General features: G+C 64.2%; 13 protein-coding genes and 4 tRNA genes. All 17 read left to right on the top strand.

Annotated elements, in window-relative coordinates; all coding sequences use genetic code 11:
• Window positions 1-2: 2 nt before the first annotated feature.
• The 17 genes from IPG65_RS04375 to rpoC all read left to right on the top strand — a co-directional run bounded on the left by IPG65_RS04375 (window position 3) and on the right by rpoC (window position 16743).
• Window positions 3-200 carry a hypothetical protein gene (locus tag IPG65_RS04375; RefSeq protein ID WP_293188047.1) on the top strand — a complete coding sequence of 66 codons (198 nt, stop codon included), beginning with the start codon at window positions 3-5 and terminating at the stop codon, window positions 198-200.
• 22 nt (window positions 201-222) lie between these two features.
• Complete coding sequence (gene trpD / locus IPG65_RS04370; protein ID WP_293188046.1) at window positions 223-1248, top strand: anthranilate phosphoribosyltransferase; 1026 nt, start codon at window positions 223-225, stop codon at window positions 1246-1248.
• Window positions 1249-1259: 11 nt separating this feature from the next.
• Entirely contained in the window at window positions 1260-2060 is an 801-nt protein-coding gene (gene trpC, locus IPG65_RS04365; protein WP_293188045.1) for an indole-3-glycerol phosphate synthase TrpC, read from the top strand.
• Window positions 2061-2195: 135 nt separating this feature from the next.
• A complete protein-coding gene (locus IPG65_RS04360) occupies window positions 2196-2864 on the top strand; it encodes a uracil-DNA glycosylase (protein ID WP_293189938.1) in 669 nt (222 codons plus the stop codon).
• A gap of 59 nt (window positions 2865-2923) precedes the next feature.
• A tRNA-Tyr gene (locus IPG65_RS04355) sits at window positions 2924-3009 on the top strand.
• A gap of 2 nt (window positions 3010-3011) precedes the next feature.
• Window positions 3012-3085 (top strand) — tRNA-Gly (locus IPG65_RS04350).
• A 34-nt stretch (window positions 3086-3119) separates the two neighbouring features.
• Window positions 3120-3194, top strand: a tRNA-Thr gene (locus tag IPG65_RS04345).
• Window positions 3195-3271: 77 nt separating this feature from the next.
• The gene (gene tuf, locus IPG65_RS04340) at window positions 3272-4462 is read left to right on the top strand and encodes an elongation factor Tu (protein ID WP_293188044.1); all 1191 of its coding nucleotides are present in this window, start codon (window positions 3272-3274) and stop codon (window positions 4460-4462) included.
• 25 nt (window positions 4463-4487) lie between these two features.
• Window positions 4488-4563: transfer RNA gene (locus IPG65_RS04335), tRNA-Trp, on the top strand.
• Between the two features lie 119 nt (window positions 4564-4682).
• Entirely contained in the window at window positions 4683-5066 is a 384-nt protein-coding gene (gene secE / locus IPG65_RS04330) for a preprotein translocase subunit SecE (protein WP_293188043.1), read from the top strand.
• Window positions 5066-5647, top strand: a complete 582-nt coding sequence (gene nusG, locus IPG65_RS04325; protein WP_293188042.1) for a transcription termination/antitermination protein NusG — start codon at window positions 5066-5068, stop codon at window positions 5645-5647. The genes secE and nusG overlap by 1 nt, the downstream gene beginning before the upstream one ends.
• A 118-nt stretch (window positions 5648-5765) precedes the next feature.
• Window positions 5766-6197, top strand: coding sequence for a 50S ribosomal protein L11 (rplK, locus tag IPG65_RS04320; protein ID WP_293188041.1), 432 nt, complete (start codon window positions 5766-5768; stop codon window positions 6195-6197).
• Window positions 6198-6893: a 50S ribosomal protein L1 gene (gene rplA / locus IPG65_RS04315; RefSeq protein ID WP_293188040.1), complete on the top strand. Its 696-nt coding sequence runs from the start codon at window positions 6198-6200 to the stop codon at window positions 6891-6893.
• A 262-nt stretch (window positions 6894-7155) separates the two neighbouring features.
• On the top strand, window positions 7156-7662 hold the full coding sequence (gene rplJ, locus IPG65_RS04310) for a 50S ribosomal protein L10 (protein WP_293188039.1): 507 nt from the start codon (window positions 7156-7158) through the stop codon (window positions 7660-7662).
• A 42-nt stretch (window positions 7663-7704) separates the two neighbouring features.
• Window positions 7705-8079, top strand: coding sequence for a 50S ribosomal protein L7/L12 (rplL, locus tag IPG65_RS04305; protein WP_293188038.1), 375 nt, complete (start codon window positions 7705-7707; stop codon window positions 8077-8079).
• Window positions 8080-8338: 259 nt separating this feature from the next.
• A complete protein-coding gene (rpoB, locus tag IPG65_RS04300; RefSeq protein ID WP_293188037.1) occupies window positions 8339-12487 on the top strand; it encodes a DNA-directed RNA polymerase subunit beta in 4149 nt (1382 codons plus the stop codon).
• Between the two features lie 20 nt (window positions 12488-12507).
• Window positions 12508-16743: a DNA-directed RNA polymerase subunit beta' gene (gene rpoC / locus IPG65_RS04295; protein WP_293188036.1), complete on the top strand. Its 4236-nt coding sequence runs from the start codon at window positions 12508-12510 to the stop codon at window positions 16741-16743.
• Window positions 16744-16759 lie beyond the last annotated feature (16 nt).

Raw genomic sequence — 16759 nt, 5'->3', positions numbered from 1 at the left:
CCATGGGCATCGACCGCCTGCCGCTGTCCATCGCCGCCGGGCTGCTGCCGGCGTGGTCGGATACTATTAAATTAATAGCTATTGGCGCATATCGGACGCTGGCTTCAGGCCAAAATGACCTGAAAATGGCGTGCCGCCGGGGCTTCCTGGCGAACGCGCTCGACCCCAGGCTGGCGCTGAGCAAGCCGCCTTCACGTTAACCCGGCATCGGAGGGAGCCGCCATGTCCATCACCCCGCAAGAAGCGCTGCAGCGCACCATCGAGCACCGCGAGATCTTTCACGACGAGATGCTGCACCTGATGCGCCTGATCATGCGCGGCGAGATGTCGCCGGTGATGATCGCGGCCATCACCACCGGACTGCGCGTGAAGAAGGAAACCATCGGCGAGATCACCGCCGCCGCGCAGGTGATGCGCGAGCTGTCCACCAAGGTCCACGTGGCCGACAAGACCCACCTGGTGGACGTGGTGGGCACCGGCGGCGACGGCTCGCACACCTTCAACATCAGCACCTGCGCCATGTTCGTCGCCGCGGCGGCCGGCGCGCGCGTGGCCAAGCACGGCGGGCGCAGCGTGTCCAGCAAGTCGGGTAGCGCCGACGTGCTGGAGGCGCTGGGCGTGCGGCTCGACCTGGCGCCCGAGCAGATCGCGCAGAGCATCGCCGAGACGGGCGTGGGCTTCATGTTCGCGCCCAACCACCACCCGGCCATGAAGAACGTGGCGCCGGTGCGCAAGGAGATGGGCGTCAAGACTTTCTTCAACATCCTGGGGCCGCTGACCAACCCGGCCGGCGCGCCCAACATCGTGATGGGCGTGTTCCACCCCGACCTGGTTGGCATCCAGGTGCGCGCGCTGCAGCGCCTGGGCGCCGAGCACGCCGTGGTCGTCTACGGCCGCGACGGCATGGACGAGGTGAGCCTGGGCGCCGCCACGCTGGTGGGCGAGTTGAAGGGCGGCGAGATCAGCGAGTACGAGATCCACCCCGAGGACTTCGGCCTGGCCATGGTGAGCAACCGCGGCCTGCGGGTGGAGACGCCCCAGCAGTCGCTGGCCATGCTGCGGGGCGTGCTGGACAACCAGCCTGGCCCGGCCAAGGACATCGTGGCGCTGAACGCCGGCGTGGCGCTGTACGCGGCGGGCGTGGCCCCGACCATGAAGGCGGGCATCGACCGCGCGCGTGAGGCCATCGAGTCCGGCGCCGCCAAGGCCAAGTTGGCGCAGGTGCTGGCGTTCGCGCCATCGTTGTGAGAGAGGCATCCATGTCGGACATCCTGGACAAGATCGTCGCCGTCAAGCGCGAGGAAGTCGCCGCGGCGCTGAAGAACAAGCCCCTGGCCGCCATGCGTGCCGACGCCGAGAGCCGCGTGCTCACGCGCGACTTCGTCGGCGCGCTGCGCGAACGCATCGCCGGGGGGCAGGCGGCGGTGATCGCCGAAGTCAAGAAGGCCAGCCCGAGCAAGGGCGTGATCCGCGCCGACTTCATGCCTGCCGACATCGCGCAAAGCTACGCGCAGGGCGACGGCACGGTGAGCGCGGCCTGCCTGTCGGTGCTGACCGACCGGCAGTTCTTCCAGGGCAGCGTCGATTACCTGAAACAGGCGCGCGCCAGTTGCACGCTGCCCGTGCTGCGCAAGGACTTCATGATCGACCCCTACCAGGTGTACGAGGCGCGCGCCATCGGCGCCGACTGCATCCTGCTGATCGCCGCCTGCCTGGACGACGCGCGGATGGCCGAACTGGAGGCGGTCGCGCACAGCCTGGACATGGCCGTGCTGGTCGAGGTGCACGACCGCGCCGAGCTGCAGCGCGCGCTCAGGCTGAAGACGCCGCTGGTCGGCATCAACAACCGCAACCTGCGCACCTTCGAGGTCTCGCTGGACACCACCCTGGACCTGCTGACCGACATGCCCGAAGGCCGCCTGCTGGTGACCGAAAGCGGTATCGCCACGCGGGCGGACGTGCAGCGCTTGCGCGACGCCGGCGTGCACGCCTTCCTGGTCGGTGAAACCTTCATGCGCGCGCCCGAGCCGGGCGAGGCGCTGGCCGGGCTGTTCCGCTGATTGCTATATTTTAAATAGCTATTGGCACATATCGGACGCGGGCTGGAGGGCGATTTGATACAGAATCACCTGTTCGAAGCAGCGACTTCGCCCGCCGCCGAGGCGCCCGCGCCGTGGCCGCTCGATCCCGCGCGGCTGGCGGATGGGTGGCGTCCGCTGGTGCAGGCCTTTGACCAGAGCGATACCGGGCGGCGGCTGGTGGCGGTCCTCCATGCGAGGCGGGGTGTCGGCGCCACCGTGTACCCGCAGCGGCCGCTGCGCGCGCTGGAGCTGACGCCGCCCGAGGCAGTCCGCGTGGTGATCCTGGGCCAGGACCCATACCACGGGCCGGGGCAGGCCAACGGCTTGGCCTTCGCCGTCGCGCCCGGGGTCAAGCCGCCGCCCAGCCTGCGCAACATCTTCAAGGAGCTGGCGCGCGAGTTTGGCCGCGCGCCGCAGCCCGAGGGCCTGCTCGACCATTGGGCGCGCCAGGGTGTCCTGCTGCTGAACACCAGCCTGACGGTGGAAGACGGCCAGGCTGGCAGCCATGCCGACATCGGCTGGCAGGCGCTGACCGGCCGAATTTTCGACCATCTCGTCGAAAGTGAGCGTCCGCTTGCATTTCTGCTGTGGGGCGCCCATGCACAGGCGATGCGGCGTTCCGGCGCCGCGCGGCATCTGTGGCTGTGCGCCAACCACCCGTCGCCCCTGTCCGCGCTGCGGCCTCCGGCACCCTTCATCGGCTGCGGGCACTTCCGGCGCGCCAACGAATTCCTGCGGGCGCAGGGCGCTCCGCCCATCGATTGGCTGGGCGAGCGCTGCTGACGCAACCTCGTCGCTTGCCGCGCGCGATCAATTGGTGGCATAATCTGCGGTTTCCTGCCGGAGAGGTGGCCGAGTGGTTAATGGCAGCAGACTGTAAATCTGCCCTCTTACGAGTACGCTGGTTCGAATCCAGCCCTCTCCACCAGCGCGGGAGTAGTTCAATGGTAGAACCTTAGCCTTCCAAGCTAATGACGCGGGTTCGATTCCCGTCTCCCGCTCCAGTCGATCGCGCGGCAGGTGATGGATCAAGTTTTCGCCCTTGTGGCTCAGTGGCAGAGCACTCCCTTGGTAAGGGAGAGGTCGCGGGTCCGATTCCCGCCAAGGGCACCAGACATGCGGTGCGCGCCCCGCGAGGGCGCGTCGCCGCTTATCCAGTGTGTTGAGTTGATTTTTTCGGAGTCGAAGAAATGGCAAAAGAGAAATTCGAGCGTACGAAGCCGCACGTGAACGTTGGGACCATTGGCCACGTGGACCACGGCAAGACCACCCTGACGGCGGCCATCACCACGGTGCTGAGCAAGAAGTTTGGCGGCCAGGCCAAGGCCTACGACCAGATCGACGCCGCCCCTGAGGAAAAGGCGCGCGGCATCACCATCAACACCGCCCACGTCGAATACGAAACCGCCAACCGGCACTACGCCCACGTCGACTGCCCCGGCCACGCCGACTACGTCAAGAACATGATCACCGGCGCCGCCCAGATGGACGGTGCCATCCTGGTGTGCTCCGCCGCCGACGGCCCCATGCCCCAGACCCGCGAGCACATCCTGCTCTCGCGCCAGGTCGGCGTGCCCTACATCATCGTCTTCCTCAACAAGGCCGACATGGTCGACGACGAAGAGCTGCTCGAACTCGTCGAAATGGAAGTGCGCGAGCTCCTCTCCAAATACGAATTCCCCGGCGACGACACCCCCATCATCAAGGGCTCGGCCAAGCTGGCGCTGGAAGGCGACACCGGCGAACTCGGCGAACAAGCCATCATGAAGCTCGCCGACGCCCTCGACAGCTACATCCCCACGCCCGAGCGCGCGGTGGACGGTGCCTTCCTCATGCCCGTCGAAGACGTCTTCTCCATCTCCGGGCGCGGCACCGTCGTCACCGGCCGCATCGAGCGCGGCGTCGTCAAGGTCGGCGAGGAAATCGAAATCGTCGGCATCCGCGCCACGCAGAAAACCACCTGCACCGGCGTCGAGATGTTCAGGAAGCTGCTCGACCAAGGCCAGGCAGGCGACAACGTCGGCATCCTGCTGCGCGGCACCAAGCGCGAAGACGTCGAGCGCGGCCAGGTGCTGTGCAAGCCCGGCTCCATCAAGCCGCACACCCACTTCACCGGCGAGGTGTACGTGCTCTCCAAGGACGAAGGCGGCCGCCACACCCCCTTCTTCAACAACTACCGTCCGCAGTTCTACTTTCGCACCACCGACGTGACCGGCTCCATCGAACTGCCCGAAGGCAAGGAAATGGTCATGCCCGGCGACAACGTGAGCATCACCGTCAAGCTGATCGCGCCGATCGCCATGGAAGAAGGCCTGCGCTTCGCCATCCGCGAGGGCGGACGCACCGTGGGCGCGGGTGTGGTGGCCAAGATCATCGAGTGATCGCTGATCGCAAGGGATTGGCTTTAGGGGTATAGCTCAATTGGCAGAGCGTCGGTCTCCAAAACCGAAGGTTGTAGGTTCGATTCCTACTGCCCCTGCCACCTGAGGTGGCGCGAATCCTTTCGAAAAGCCCGCCAAAGCCTTGGCGGGCTTATGTGTCTAGAGGTTTGGCGTTCGAGGTCCCGTGACTTCGCGCCCCGTGAACTGAAATCAGCCCAACATGGCAAGCACTCAAGTTGAGACCGTGAGCACCGGCGCCGACAAGGCGCGGTTGGTCGTCGCCGGCCTGCTGGTCATTGGCGCGCTGGCGGCGTTCTACCTGTTGTCCGGCCAGGGGGCCGTGGCGCAGTGGGGCGGCCTGGTGGCGGGCCTCGCGCTGGCGGTGATCACGTTCTTCACGTCGGAGTCGGGCAAGCGCCTGATCGCTTTTGGCCGCGATTCGTGGCGCGAAGTGCAGAAGGTCGTCTGGCCGACGCGCAAGGAAACGTTGCAGACCACCGCCTTCGTGTTCGCCTTCGCGGTGTTGATGGCGCTGTTCTTGTGGTTGACCGACAAGACGCTGGAATGGGCGCTGTACGACCTGGTTCTGGGCTGGAGAAGGTGATGAGCGACGCTGTGAACGAGATCCAATCCGGCGCATCGTCGTCCAACCCGGACCTGAAATGGTATGTGGTCCACGCCTATTCGGGCATGGAAAAGGCCGTCGAGCGCAACATCCTGGAGCGCATCAACCGCGCCGGCATGCAGTCCAAGTTCGGCCGCATCCTGGTGCCGACGGAAGAAGTGGTCGAGATCAAGAACGGCCAGAAGCGCACCACCGAGCGCAAGTTCTTTCCCGGCTACGTGCTGGTCGAGATGGTGATGGACGACGAGTCCTGGCATCTGGTCAAGCACACCAACAAGGTGACCGGCTTCGTGGGCGGCGCCAAGAACCGGCCGGCCCCCATCTCGGAAGACGACGTGATGAAGATCGTCAACCAGATGCAGGAGGGCACGGACAAGCCGCGCCACAAGGTCGAGTTCGAGGTGGGCGAGTACGTGCGGGTCAAGGAAGGGCCGTTCACCGATTTCAACGGCACCGTCGAGGAAGTCAACTACGACAAGAGCAAGGTGCGCGTGTCGGTCACGATCTTCGGCCGGGCCACGCCGGTGGAACTGGAGTTCGGCCAGGTCGAGAAGGCCTGAGCTATCGTTTTAGTAGCCGCTGGCGTATGCAGACTCAGCGCCAGCGGTGTTTTTGATCAGAGTCGACCAACCCCGGGGAGCGTGAGTTTCACGCGTCTGTACCCGCAAGGAGCAAAGCATGGCGAAGAAAATCGTCGGCTTCATCAAGCTGCAAGTGCCGGCTGGTAAAGCCAATCCCAGCCCCCCCATCGGCCCTGCCCTGGGCCAGCGCGGCTTGAACATCATGGAGTTCTGCAAGGCGTTCAACGCGCAGACCCAGGGCGTCGAGCCCGGTCTGCCGTTGCCGGTGTTGATCACCGCCTTCGCGGACAAGAGCTTCACCTTCATCATCAAGACGCCGCCGGCGGCGACGCTGATCAAGAAGGCCATCAAGCTGGACAAGGGCTCCGCCAAGCCCAACACCGACAAGGTCGGCAAGATCACGCGGGCGCAGCTCGAGGAAATCGCCAAGACCAAGCTGAAGGACATGACGGCAGCCGACCTGGACGCCGCCGTGCGCACGATTGCCGGCTCGGCCCGTTCGATGGGCGTGACTGTGGAGGGTGTGTAAATGGCCAAGCTGACCAAGAAAGCCAAAGCCCAGCAGGGCAAGGTCGAGACGACCAAACTGTATCCCTTGGGCGAAGCCCTGGCGCTCGTGAAGGAGCATGCCACGGCCAAGTTCGATGAATCCATCGACGTGGCGGTGCAACTCGGCATCGATGCCAAGAAGTCCGACCAGGTGGTGCGTGGCGCCGTGGTGCTGCCCAACGGCACCGGCAAGACCAAGCGCGTGGCCGTGTTCGCCCAGGGTGCCAAGGCCGATGAGGCCAAGGCCGCCGGCGCCGACATCGTCGGCATGGACGACCTGGCCGCCGAGGTGAAGGCGGGCAACATGCCCTTCGACGTGGTGATCGCCGCGCCCGATGCGATGCGCGTGGTCGGTACGCTGGGCCAGATTCTCGGCCCGCGCGGCCTGATGCCGAACCCGAAGGTCGGCACCGTGACGCCTGATGTGGCCACGGCGGTGAAGAACGCCAAGGCCGGCCAGGTGCAGTTCCGCGTCGACAAGGCCGGCATCATCCACGGCACCATCGGCCGCCGCTCGTTCGACGCCGACAAGCTGCAGGGCAACCTGGCCGCGCTGATCGACGCGTTGAACAAGGCCAAGCCGGCCACCAGCAAGGGCGTGTACCTGCGCAAGGTGGCGGTGTCGAGCACGATGGGCGTGGGCGTTCGCGTGGACACGCAGACCATCAGCGCTTGACAGGAAATTCGGGTGCGGTCCGCAAGGGCGGTGCCCGGTGTGTGGTGGGCTGCGGCGGTCGCAAGAGCGCTGCAGGCCATCCAAGACCGTTGGTGCATGGCGCCAGTCATGCTTAATTGCTCCTGATTCAGGAGCTGCCAGCGCAGATGGCGAGCCCGCTGTGAAGGTTTTGTCCTGAAACAGTAGGTCGCTGCAAAGAGACGCGCCAAAGCGGCCGGTCCGAGTCGGTCCGGCCCGCGAGGCGCATTTGAAGGAGTAGACCTTGAGTCTGAATCGCAGTGAGAAAGAAGCGGTCATTTCCGAAGTGACCAGCCTCGCCGCTCAAGCTCAAACGCTCGTGATGGCGGAATACCGCGGCATCACGGTCGCTGACATGACCAAACTGCGCACCGATGCGCGCAGCAAGGGCGTGGCCTTGAGTGTGTTGAAGAACACGCTGGCCCGCCGTGCTGTCGTCGGGAGCAGCTTCGAGGTGGTGTCCGACCAGATGACCGGCCCGCTGATCTATGGGTTCTCCGAGGACGCCGTGGCCGCCGCGAAAGTGGTGGCCGATTTCGCGAAGACCAACGACAAGATGGTGATCCGCGGCGGTGTCTACGGTGGCAAGCCCCTGGATGCGAACGGCGTGAAGGAGTTGGCCAGCATTCCCACCAAGGAAGTGTTGCTGGCGCAACTGTGCGGCTTGCTGATGTCGCCGATCTCCCGCACCGCCATGGTGCTGGGCGCGCTGGCGGCCAAAAAAGGCGAAGGCGAACCTGCCGCGGCCTGATGGCGCGGCGACCCACAACCCTGAACTGTTTTAGGAAACAACATGGCATTCGATAAAGACGCATTTCTGACCGCACTCGACGGCATGACGGTCATGGAGCTCAACGATCTGGTGAAAGCCATCGAAGAGAAATTCGGCGTGAGCGCCGCCGCCATGGCCGCCCCGGCCGCTGGTGGTGGCGGTGCCGCCGCCGCAGTCGAAGAGCAGACCGAGTTCAACGTCGTGCTGCTCGAAACCGGCGCCAACAAGGTGTCGGTCATCAAGGCCGTGCGCGAGCTCACCGGCCTGGGCCTCAAGGAAGCCAAGGATCTGGTGGACGGCGCGCCCAAGAACGTCAAGGAAGGCATCGCCAAGGCCGATGCCGAGGCCGCCAAGAAGAAGCTGGAAGAAGCCGGCGCCAAGGCCGAACTCAAGTAAATCGGCCCGGGCCGCTCGCGGCGGCCCGCATCCGGTTTGCTCCCAGGCTGGTTTTTCGGGCCAGCCTTTTGCGCTTTCAGGGCGCACCTGAAAGCTCCGCCCCGGCGAAGCTTTCAAGTGTCTTCTGAATCCGACTGCAGCAAGACCTCTTGGTCCGGGCCGCGTGCAATGCGCGGCCGTCCGCCATCGGCTGGTAGTGGCCAGCCACCAAGCTTCGTCGCGGCGCCCCGAGCTGCGCGCCCGATGCCCTAGTCGCCAGATGTCCAGGACCTCAACGTCAACGCCCGGAGATTTCATGGCCTACACCTTCACCGAACGCAAGCGCATCCGCAAGAACTTCGGCAACCGCGATAGCGTGCTCGAAGTACCCTACCTGCTGCAGATGCAGAAAGACGCCTACACCGCGTTCCTGCAGGCGGACACCCCACCCAAGAAACGCACCCACGAAGGGCTGCAGGCGGCGTTCGAGTCGGCGTTTCCGATCGTGTCCCACAACGGCTTCGTCGAGATGAAGTTCGTCGAGTACACACTCGCCAAGCCGGCCTTCGACGTGCGCGAGTGCCAGACCCGCGGCCTGACCTTCGCGTCCGCCGTGCGCGCGCGCGTGCAGCTCATCATCTACGACCGCGAGTCCTCCACGTCGCAGTCCAAGGTGGTCAAGGAGGTGAAGGAGCAGGAGGTCTACATGGGCGAGGTGCCGCTCATGACCGACAAGGGCTCGTTCATCGTCAACGGCACCGAGCGCGTCATCGTCAGCCAGCTACACCGTTCGCCTGGTGTGTTCTTCGAGCACGACAAGGGCAAGACGCACAGCTCGGGCAAGCTGCTGTTCTCGGCGCGCATCATTCCTTACCGTGGTTCGTGGCTGGACTTCGAGTTCGACCCGAAGGACGTCCTGTTCTTCCGCGTCGATCGCCGCCGCAAGATGCCGGTGACGATTCTGCTCAAGGCCATCGGCCTGAACCCCGAGCAGATCCTGGCGAATTTCTTCGTCAACGACAACTTCCGCCTGATGGACAGCGGCGCCCAGATGGAGTTCGTGGCCGACCGCCTGAAGGGCGAGGTGGCGCGTTTCGATATCACCGACAAGGCCGGCAAGGTGGTGGTGGCCAAGGACAAGCGCATCACCGCGCGCCACACCCGCGAACTGGAGCAGTCGGAGACCACGCACATCAGCGTTCCGGAAGACTTCCTCGTGGGCCGCGTGGTGGCCAGGAATGTGATCGACCCCGACACGGGCGAGATCCTGGCCAAGGCCAACGACGAGCTGACCGAGGCGCTGCTCAAGAAGCTGCGCGAGGCTGGCGTGCAGGAACTCCAGTGCATCTACACCAATGAACTGGACCAGGGTGCTTACATCAGCCAGACCCTGCGCGCGGATGAGACCGTGGACGAATTCGCCGCGCGCGTGGCCATCTACCGCATGATGCGCCCCGGCGAGCCGCCGACCGAGGACGCGGTGCAGGCTCTGTTCCAGCGCCTGTTCTATAACCCGGACACCTACGACCTGTCGCGCGTCGGCCGCATGAAGTTCAACGCCAAGGTGGGCCGCGAGGAATCCACGGGGCCGATGGTGCTGACCAACGAGGACATCCTGGCCGTGGTCAAGATCCTGGTCGAGCTGCGCAATGGCCGGGGCGAGGTGGACGACATCGACCACCTGGGCAACCGCCGCGTGCGCTGCGTGGGCGAGCTGGCCGAGAACCAGTACCGCACCGGCTTGGCACGTATCGAGAAGGCCGTGAAGGAGCGTCTGGGCCAGGCGGAGCAAGAGCCGCTGATGCCGCACGACCTGATCAACAGCAAGCCGATCTCGGCGGCGCTGAAGGAGTTCTTCGGTGCCTCGCAGCTGTCGCAGTTCATGGACCAGACCAACCCGCTGGCCGAGATCACGCACAAGCGTCGCGTTTCGGCCCTGGGCCCGGGTGGCCTGACGCGCGAGCGCGCCGGCTTCGAGGTGCGCGATGTGCACGTCACGCACTACGGCCGCGTGTGCCCGATCGAAACGCCCGAAGGCCCGAACATCGGCCTGATCAATTCGCTGGCCCTGTACGCCCGACTGAACGAGTACGGCTTCATCGAGACGCCGTACCGCCGCGTGGTGGACGGCAAGGTGACGATGGACATCGACTATCTGTCGGCCATCGAGGAGGGTAAGTACGTCATCGCCCAGGCCAACGCGGCGCTGGACAAGGACGGTCGCCTGACGGGTGACCTGGTGTCGGCGCGGGAAAAAGGCGACTCGATCCTGGTTGGTGCCGAGCGCATCCAGTACATGGACGTGTCGCCGGCGCAGATCGTGTCGGTGGCGGCTTCGCTGGTGCCGTTCCTGGAACACGATGACGCGAACCGCGCGCTGATGGGCGCCAACATGTCGCGCCAGGCCGTGCCCGTGCTGCGCCCGGAAAAGCCGCTCGTGGGAACCGGCATCGAGCGCGTGGCGGCCATCGATTCCGGCACCGTGGTGACCGCCAAACGCGGCGGCGTGGTGGACTATGTCGATGCCACGCGCATCGTCATCCGCGTCAACGACGCCGAGGCCGTGGCGGGTGAAGTGGGTGTGGACATCTACAACCTGATCAAGTATCAGCGCTCGAACCAGAACACCAATATCCATCAGCGCCCCATCGTCAAGCGTGGCGACAAGCTGGCCAAGGGCGACGTGATCGCCGATGGCGCATCGACCGATTTGGGCGAGATCGCGATCGGCCAGAACATGCTGATCGCCTTCATGCCCTGGAACGGCTACAACTTCGAGGATTCGATCCTGATCTCGGAACGCGTGGTGGCCGATGACCGCTACACCAGCATCCACATCGAGGAACTGGTGGTGATGGCGCGCGACACCAAGCTGGGCGCCGAGGAGATCACGCGCGACATTCCCAACCTGTCGGAGCAGCAGCTCAACCGCCTGGACGAGTCCGGCATCATCTACGTGGGCGCCGAGGTGCAGCCTGGAGACACCCTGGTGGGCAAGGTCACGCCCAAGGGCGAGACCACGCTGACGCCGGAGGAGAAACTGCTGCGCGCCATCTTCGGCGAGAAGGCCAGCGATGTGAAAGACACGTCGTTGCGCGTCGATCAGGGCTCGTCGGGTACCGTGATCGATGTGCAGGTGTTCACGCGCGAAGGCATTCAGCGCGACAAGCGTGCGCAGCAGATCATCGACGATGAACTCAAGCGCTACCGCCTGGACTTGAACGACCAATTGCGCATCGTCGAGGCCGATGCCTTCGATCGCATCGAGAAGCTGCTGACGGCCAAGGCCGTCAATGGCGGCCCGAACCGCATCGCGAAGGGCGCGAAGATCGACAAGGCTTATCTCGCGTCGGTGGACAAGTACCACTGGTTCGACATCCGCCCGGCGGAAGACGAGGTGGCCGCGCAGCTGGAGAGCATCAAGGCCTCGATCGAGCAGCAGCGTCACAGCTTCGACCTGGCGTTCGAGGAGAAGCGCAAGAAGCTGACCCAGGGCGACGAGTTGCCCGCAGGCGTGCTCAAGATGGTCAAGGTCTACTTGGCCGTCAAGCGCCGCCTGCAGCCCGGCGACAAGATGGCTGGCCGCCATGGCAACAAGGGTGTGGTGTCGAAGATCGTGCCCGTCGAGGACATGCCCTACATGGCGGACGGTACGCCGGCAGACATCGTGCTCAATCCGCTGGGCGTGCCTTCGCGCATGAACGTGGGCCAAGTGCTCGAGGTGCACCTGGGCTGGGCGGGCAAGGGCATCGGCCAGCGCATCAATGAAATGCTGCAGGTCGAGGAGCGGACAGCCAAGCTGCGCAAGTTCCTGGAGGAGCTGTACAACAGCAGCGGCCGCAAGGAGGATCTGACCAAGATCTCGGATGAGCAGTTGCTGGAGATGGCGGGCAACCTGACGAGCGGCGTGCCGTTCGCCACGCCGGTGTTCGACGGGGCGTCGGAAGAAGAGATCCGGGCCATGCTCAAGCTGGCCTATCCGGAGGAAGTGGTCAAGATCAAGGGCTTGACCGAGACGCGAACGCAGGCCTATCTGCATGACGGACGGACCGGCGAAGCCTTCGAGCGTCCGACGACCATCGGCTACATGCACTTTCTGAAGCTGCACCACCTGGTGGACGACAAGATGCATGCACGCTCCACCGGCCCCTACTCGCTGGTGACGCAGCAGCCTCTGGGCGGCAAGGCGCAGTTCGGCGGCCAACGCTTCGGCGAGATGGAAGTGTGGGCGCTGGAAGCCTACGGCGCGTCCTATACGTTGCAGGAGATGCTGACCGTGAAGTCCGACGACGTGCAAGGGCGCACCAAGGTGTACGAGAGCATCGTCAAGGGCGAGCACTCCATCGAAGCGGGCATGCCGGAATCGTTCAACGTGCTGGTCAAGGAAATCCGCTCGCTCGGTTTGGACATCGAGCTTGAGCGCTCTTAATTTGATAGGGAAAGAGTTCTATGAAATCGCTACTCGACCTGTTCAAGCAATTCACGCCGGACGAGCATTTCGATGCCATCCGCATCGGTCTGGCATCGCCCGAGAAGATCCGTTCCTGGTCTTTCGGCGAGGTGAAGAAGCCGGAAACCATCAACTACCGCACGTTCAAGCCCGAGCGTGACGGGTTGTTCTGCGCCAAGATCTTCGGTCCCATCAAGGACTACGAATGCCTGTGCGGCAAGTACAAGCGCCTGAAGCACCGCGGCGTCATCTGCGAGAAGTGCGGCGTCGAAGTCACGCAGACCAAGGTGCGCCGCGAGCGCATGGGCCACATCGACCTGGCCGCGCCTTGCGCGCACATCTGGTTCCTCAAATCCCTGCCGTCGCGCTTGGGCCTGGTGCTGGACATGACGCTGCGCGACATCGAGCGCGTGCTGTACTTCGAGGCCTACGTGGTGACCGATCCAGGCATGACGCCGCTGAAGAAATTCAGCATCATGAGCGAGGACGACTACGATGCCAAGCGCAAGGAATATGGCGATGAGTTCGTCGCGCGCATGGGCGCCGAAGGCATCAAGGAACTGCTCCAGAACATCGATCTCGACATCGAGATCGAGAGGCTGCGCGGCGATTTGACCGGGTCGGAAGTCAAGGTAAAAAAGAATGCCAAGCGCCTGAAAGTGCTCGAAGCCTTCAGGAAATCCGGCATCAAGCCCGAGTGGATGGTGCTCGACGTGCTGCCCGTGTTGCCACCGGACCTGCGTCCGCTGGTTCCGCTGGACGGCGGCCGCTTCGCGACCTCCGACCTCAACGACCTGTATCGCCGCGTCATCAACCGCAACTCGCGCCTGCGTCGCCTGCTGGAGCTGAAGGCGCCGGAGATCATCGCGCGCAACGAAAAGCGGATGTTGCAGGAAGCGGTCGATTCACTGCTCGATAACGGCCGCCGTGGCAAGGCGATGACGGGCGCCAACAAGCGTGCGCTGAAGTCGCTGGCCGACATGATCAAGGGCAAGAGTGGGCGCTTCCGCCAGAACCTGCTGGGCAAGCGCGTCGATTACTCCGGCCGTTCCGTCATCACCGTGGGTCCCACCCTCAAGCTGCACCAGTGCGGTCTGCCGAAGCTGATGGCGCTGGAACTGTTCAAGCCTTTCATCTTCGCCCGCCTGGAAGCCATGGGGATCGCCACGACGATCAAGGCAGCCAAGAAAGAGGTGGAAGCCGGTACGCCCGTGGTGTGGGATATCCTGGAAGAGGTCATCACCGAACATCCGGTGCTGCTCAACCGCGCGCCCACGCTGCACCGCCTGGGCATCCAGGCTTTCGAGCCGATCCTGATCGAGGGCAAGGCGATCCAGCTGCACCCGTTGGTGTGCGCGGCCTTCAACGCCGACTTCGACGGCGACCAAATGGCCGTGCACGTGCCGCTGTCGGTGGAAGCGCAGATGGAAGCCCGCACGCTGATGCTGGCTTCCAACAACGTGCTCTTTCCGGCCTCGGGCGAGCCCTCCATCGTGCCTTCGCAGGACGTGGTGCTGGGCCTGTACTACACCACGCGAGAGCGCATCAACGGCAAGGGCGAAGGCCTGATCTTTTCCGACATCGGAGAGGTGCAGCGCGCCTTGGACGCCGCTGTGGTGGAACTCACGGCGAAGATCAGCGTGCGCCTGACCGAATGGAACAAGGACAAGGTCACCGGCGAGTTGACGTCTTCGACGAGCTTGGTCGATACCACTGTCGGCCGCGCGCTGCTGTCCGAAATCCTTCCCAAGGGCCTGCCGTTCTCGCTGATGAACAAGGCGCTCAAGAAAAAGGAAATCTCGCGCCTGATCAACGCTTCGTTCCGCAAGTGCGGCCTGAAGGAAACCGTGGTGTTCGCAGACAAACTGCTGCAAAACGGTTTCCGGTTGGCCACGCGTGCGGGCATCTCGATCGCCATTGACGACATGCTGGTGCCCAAGGAAAAGCACAGCATCATCGAGCGCGCTGAGAAAGAGGTGAAGGAGATCGAGCAGCAGTATGTCTCGGGCCTTGTTACCGCGGGCGAGCGCTACAACAAAGTGGTGGACATCTGGGGCAAGGCTGGCGACGAGGTTTCCAAGGTGATGATGGCTCAACTGGCCAAGCAGAAGACCACCGATCGCCATGGGCGGGAAGTCGATCAAGAGTCGTTCAACTCCATTTACATGATGGCCGATTCGGGGGCGCGCGGCTCGGCGGCACAAATCCGCCAGTTGGCTGGTATGCGCGGCTTGATGGCCAAGCCGGATGGCTCCATCATCGAAACGCCGATCACGGCCAATTTCCGTGAAGGCTTGAACGTTTTGCAGTACTTCATTTCGACTCACGGCGCACGCAAGGGCCTGGCCGACACAGCGCTGAAGACCGCGAACTCGGGTTACCTGACGCGCCGCCTGGTGGACGTGACGCAGGATCTGGTGGTGACCGAAGACGATTGCGGCACCAGCGATGGATCATTGATGCGTGCGATCGTCGAAGGCGGTGAAGTGATCGAGTCGCTGCGCGAACGCATCCTAGGTCGAACCGCAGCGGAAGATCTGGTGGCTCCCGAAACGCAGGAAGTCGTGGTCAAGGCCGGCCAGATGCTGGACGAGGACGCCATTGATGAGCTCGAGAACGCGGGCATCGACGAGGTGCGCGTGCGCACGGCGCTGACCTGCGAGACCAGGTTCGGCATCTGCGCCCGATGCTACGGCCGGGATCTGGGCCGTGGCGGGCTGGTGAACATGGGCGAGGCCGTCGGGGTGATCGCGGCGCAGTCGATCGGCGAGCCCGGCACGCAGTTGACGATGCGCACGTTCCACATCGGCGGCGCAGCCTCGCGTGCGGCGGTGGCGTCCAGCGTCGAGGCCAAGTCCAACGGTGTCATCGGTTTCAATGCGACCATGCGCTATGTGACCAATAGCAAGGGCGAGTTGGTCGTGATTTCTCGTTCGGGTGAAATCGTGGTGCATGACGAGCATGGCCGGGAGCGCGAGCGTCACAAGGTGCCTTATGGCGCGACGCTGACAGTGAAATCCGACCAGCCGATCAAGGCGGGCACGATTCTGGCCAACTGGGACCCGCTGACCCGCCCGATCATCACGGAATTCGCGGGTTGCGTGAAGTTCGAGAACGTGGAGGAAGGCCTCACGGTGGCCAAGCAGGTGGACGAGGTCACGGGCCTGTCCACCCTGGTGGTGATCGACCCCAAACGCCGGGGCTCGGCCAAGATCGTGCGGCCGCAGGTCAAGCTCGTCGACGCCAACGGCAACGAGGTGAAGATTCCCGGCACCGATCACTCGGTGACCATCGGCTTCCAGGTCGGCGCACTGATCCAGGTGCGCGACGGCCAGGACGTGGGCCCCGGCGAGGTGCTGGCACGGATTCCGGTCGAAGGTCAGAAGACGCGCGACATCACGGGCGGTCTGCCGCGCGTGGCCGAACTGTTCGAGGCCCGCTCGCCCAAGGACAAGGGCGTGCTGGCTGAACTGACCGGGACCGTCTCGTTCGGCAAGGAGACCAAGGGCAAGATTCGCCTGCAGATCACCGACCCGGACGGCAAGGTATGGGAAGAACTGATTCCCAAGGAGAAGAACATCCTCGTGCACGAAGGCCAGGTGGTGAACAAGGGCGAAAGCATCGTCGATGGACCTGCTGATCCGCAGGACATCCTGCGTCTGCTGGGCATCGAAGAGCTGTCCCGCTACATCGTCGATGAGGTGCAGGACGTTTACCGCCTGCAAGGCGTGAAGATCAACGACAAGCACATCGAGGTGATCGTTCGCCAGATGCTGCGCCGCGTCGTGGTCGACAACCCGGGCGATTCCAGCTACATCGCCGGTGAGCAGGTCGAGCGCAGCGAGATGCTGGACACCCACGATGCCCTGCGTGCCGAGGGCAAGGTGCCCGCAACCTACAACAACCTGCTCCTCGGCATCACCAAGGCCTCGCTGTCCACGGATTCGTTCATTTCCGCGGCATCCTTCCAGGAAACCACCCGCGTGCTGACCGAGGCGGCGATCATGGGCAAGCGCGACGAACTGCGCGGGCTGAAGGAAAACGTGATCGTCGGTCGTTTGATTCCGGCCGGAACCGGTTTGGCCTACCATCAGGCGCGCAAGGTCAAGGATCAGATGGACGAAGCCGAGCGTCGTGCCATTGCCGAGGCCGAAGCGGCCGAACTGGCGGGCGTGGCCGAGGGTGTCGAGGCTGGCGATGTCGCGGGCGCCGACCACGGAGCCGCAGCGGACTGATCGCTGCTCGTGCCAT

The organism is Ottowia sp. (assembly GCF_016703145.1).
Lineage (GTDB): Bacteria > Pseudomonadota > Gammaproteobacteria > Burkholderiales > Burkholderiaceae_C > Ottowia.
The sequence above is the reverse complement of the archived record's forward strand: the minus strand, read 5'-3'. Positions and strand labels throughout refer to the sequence as shown.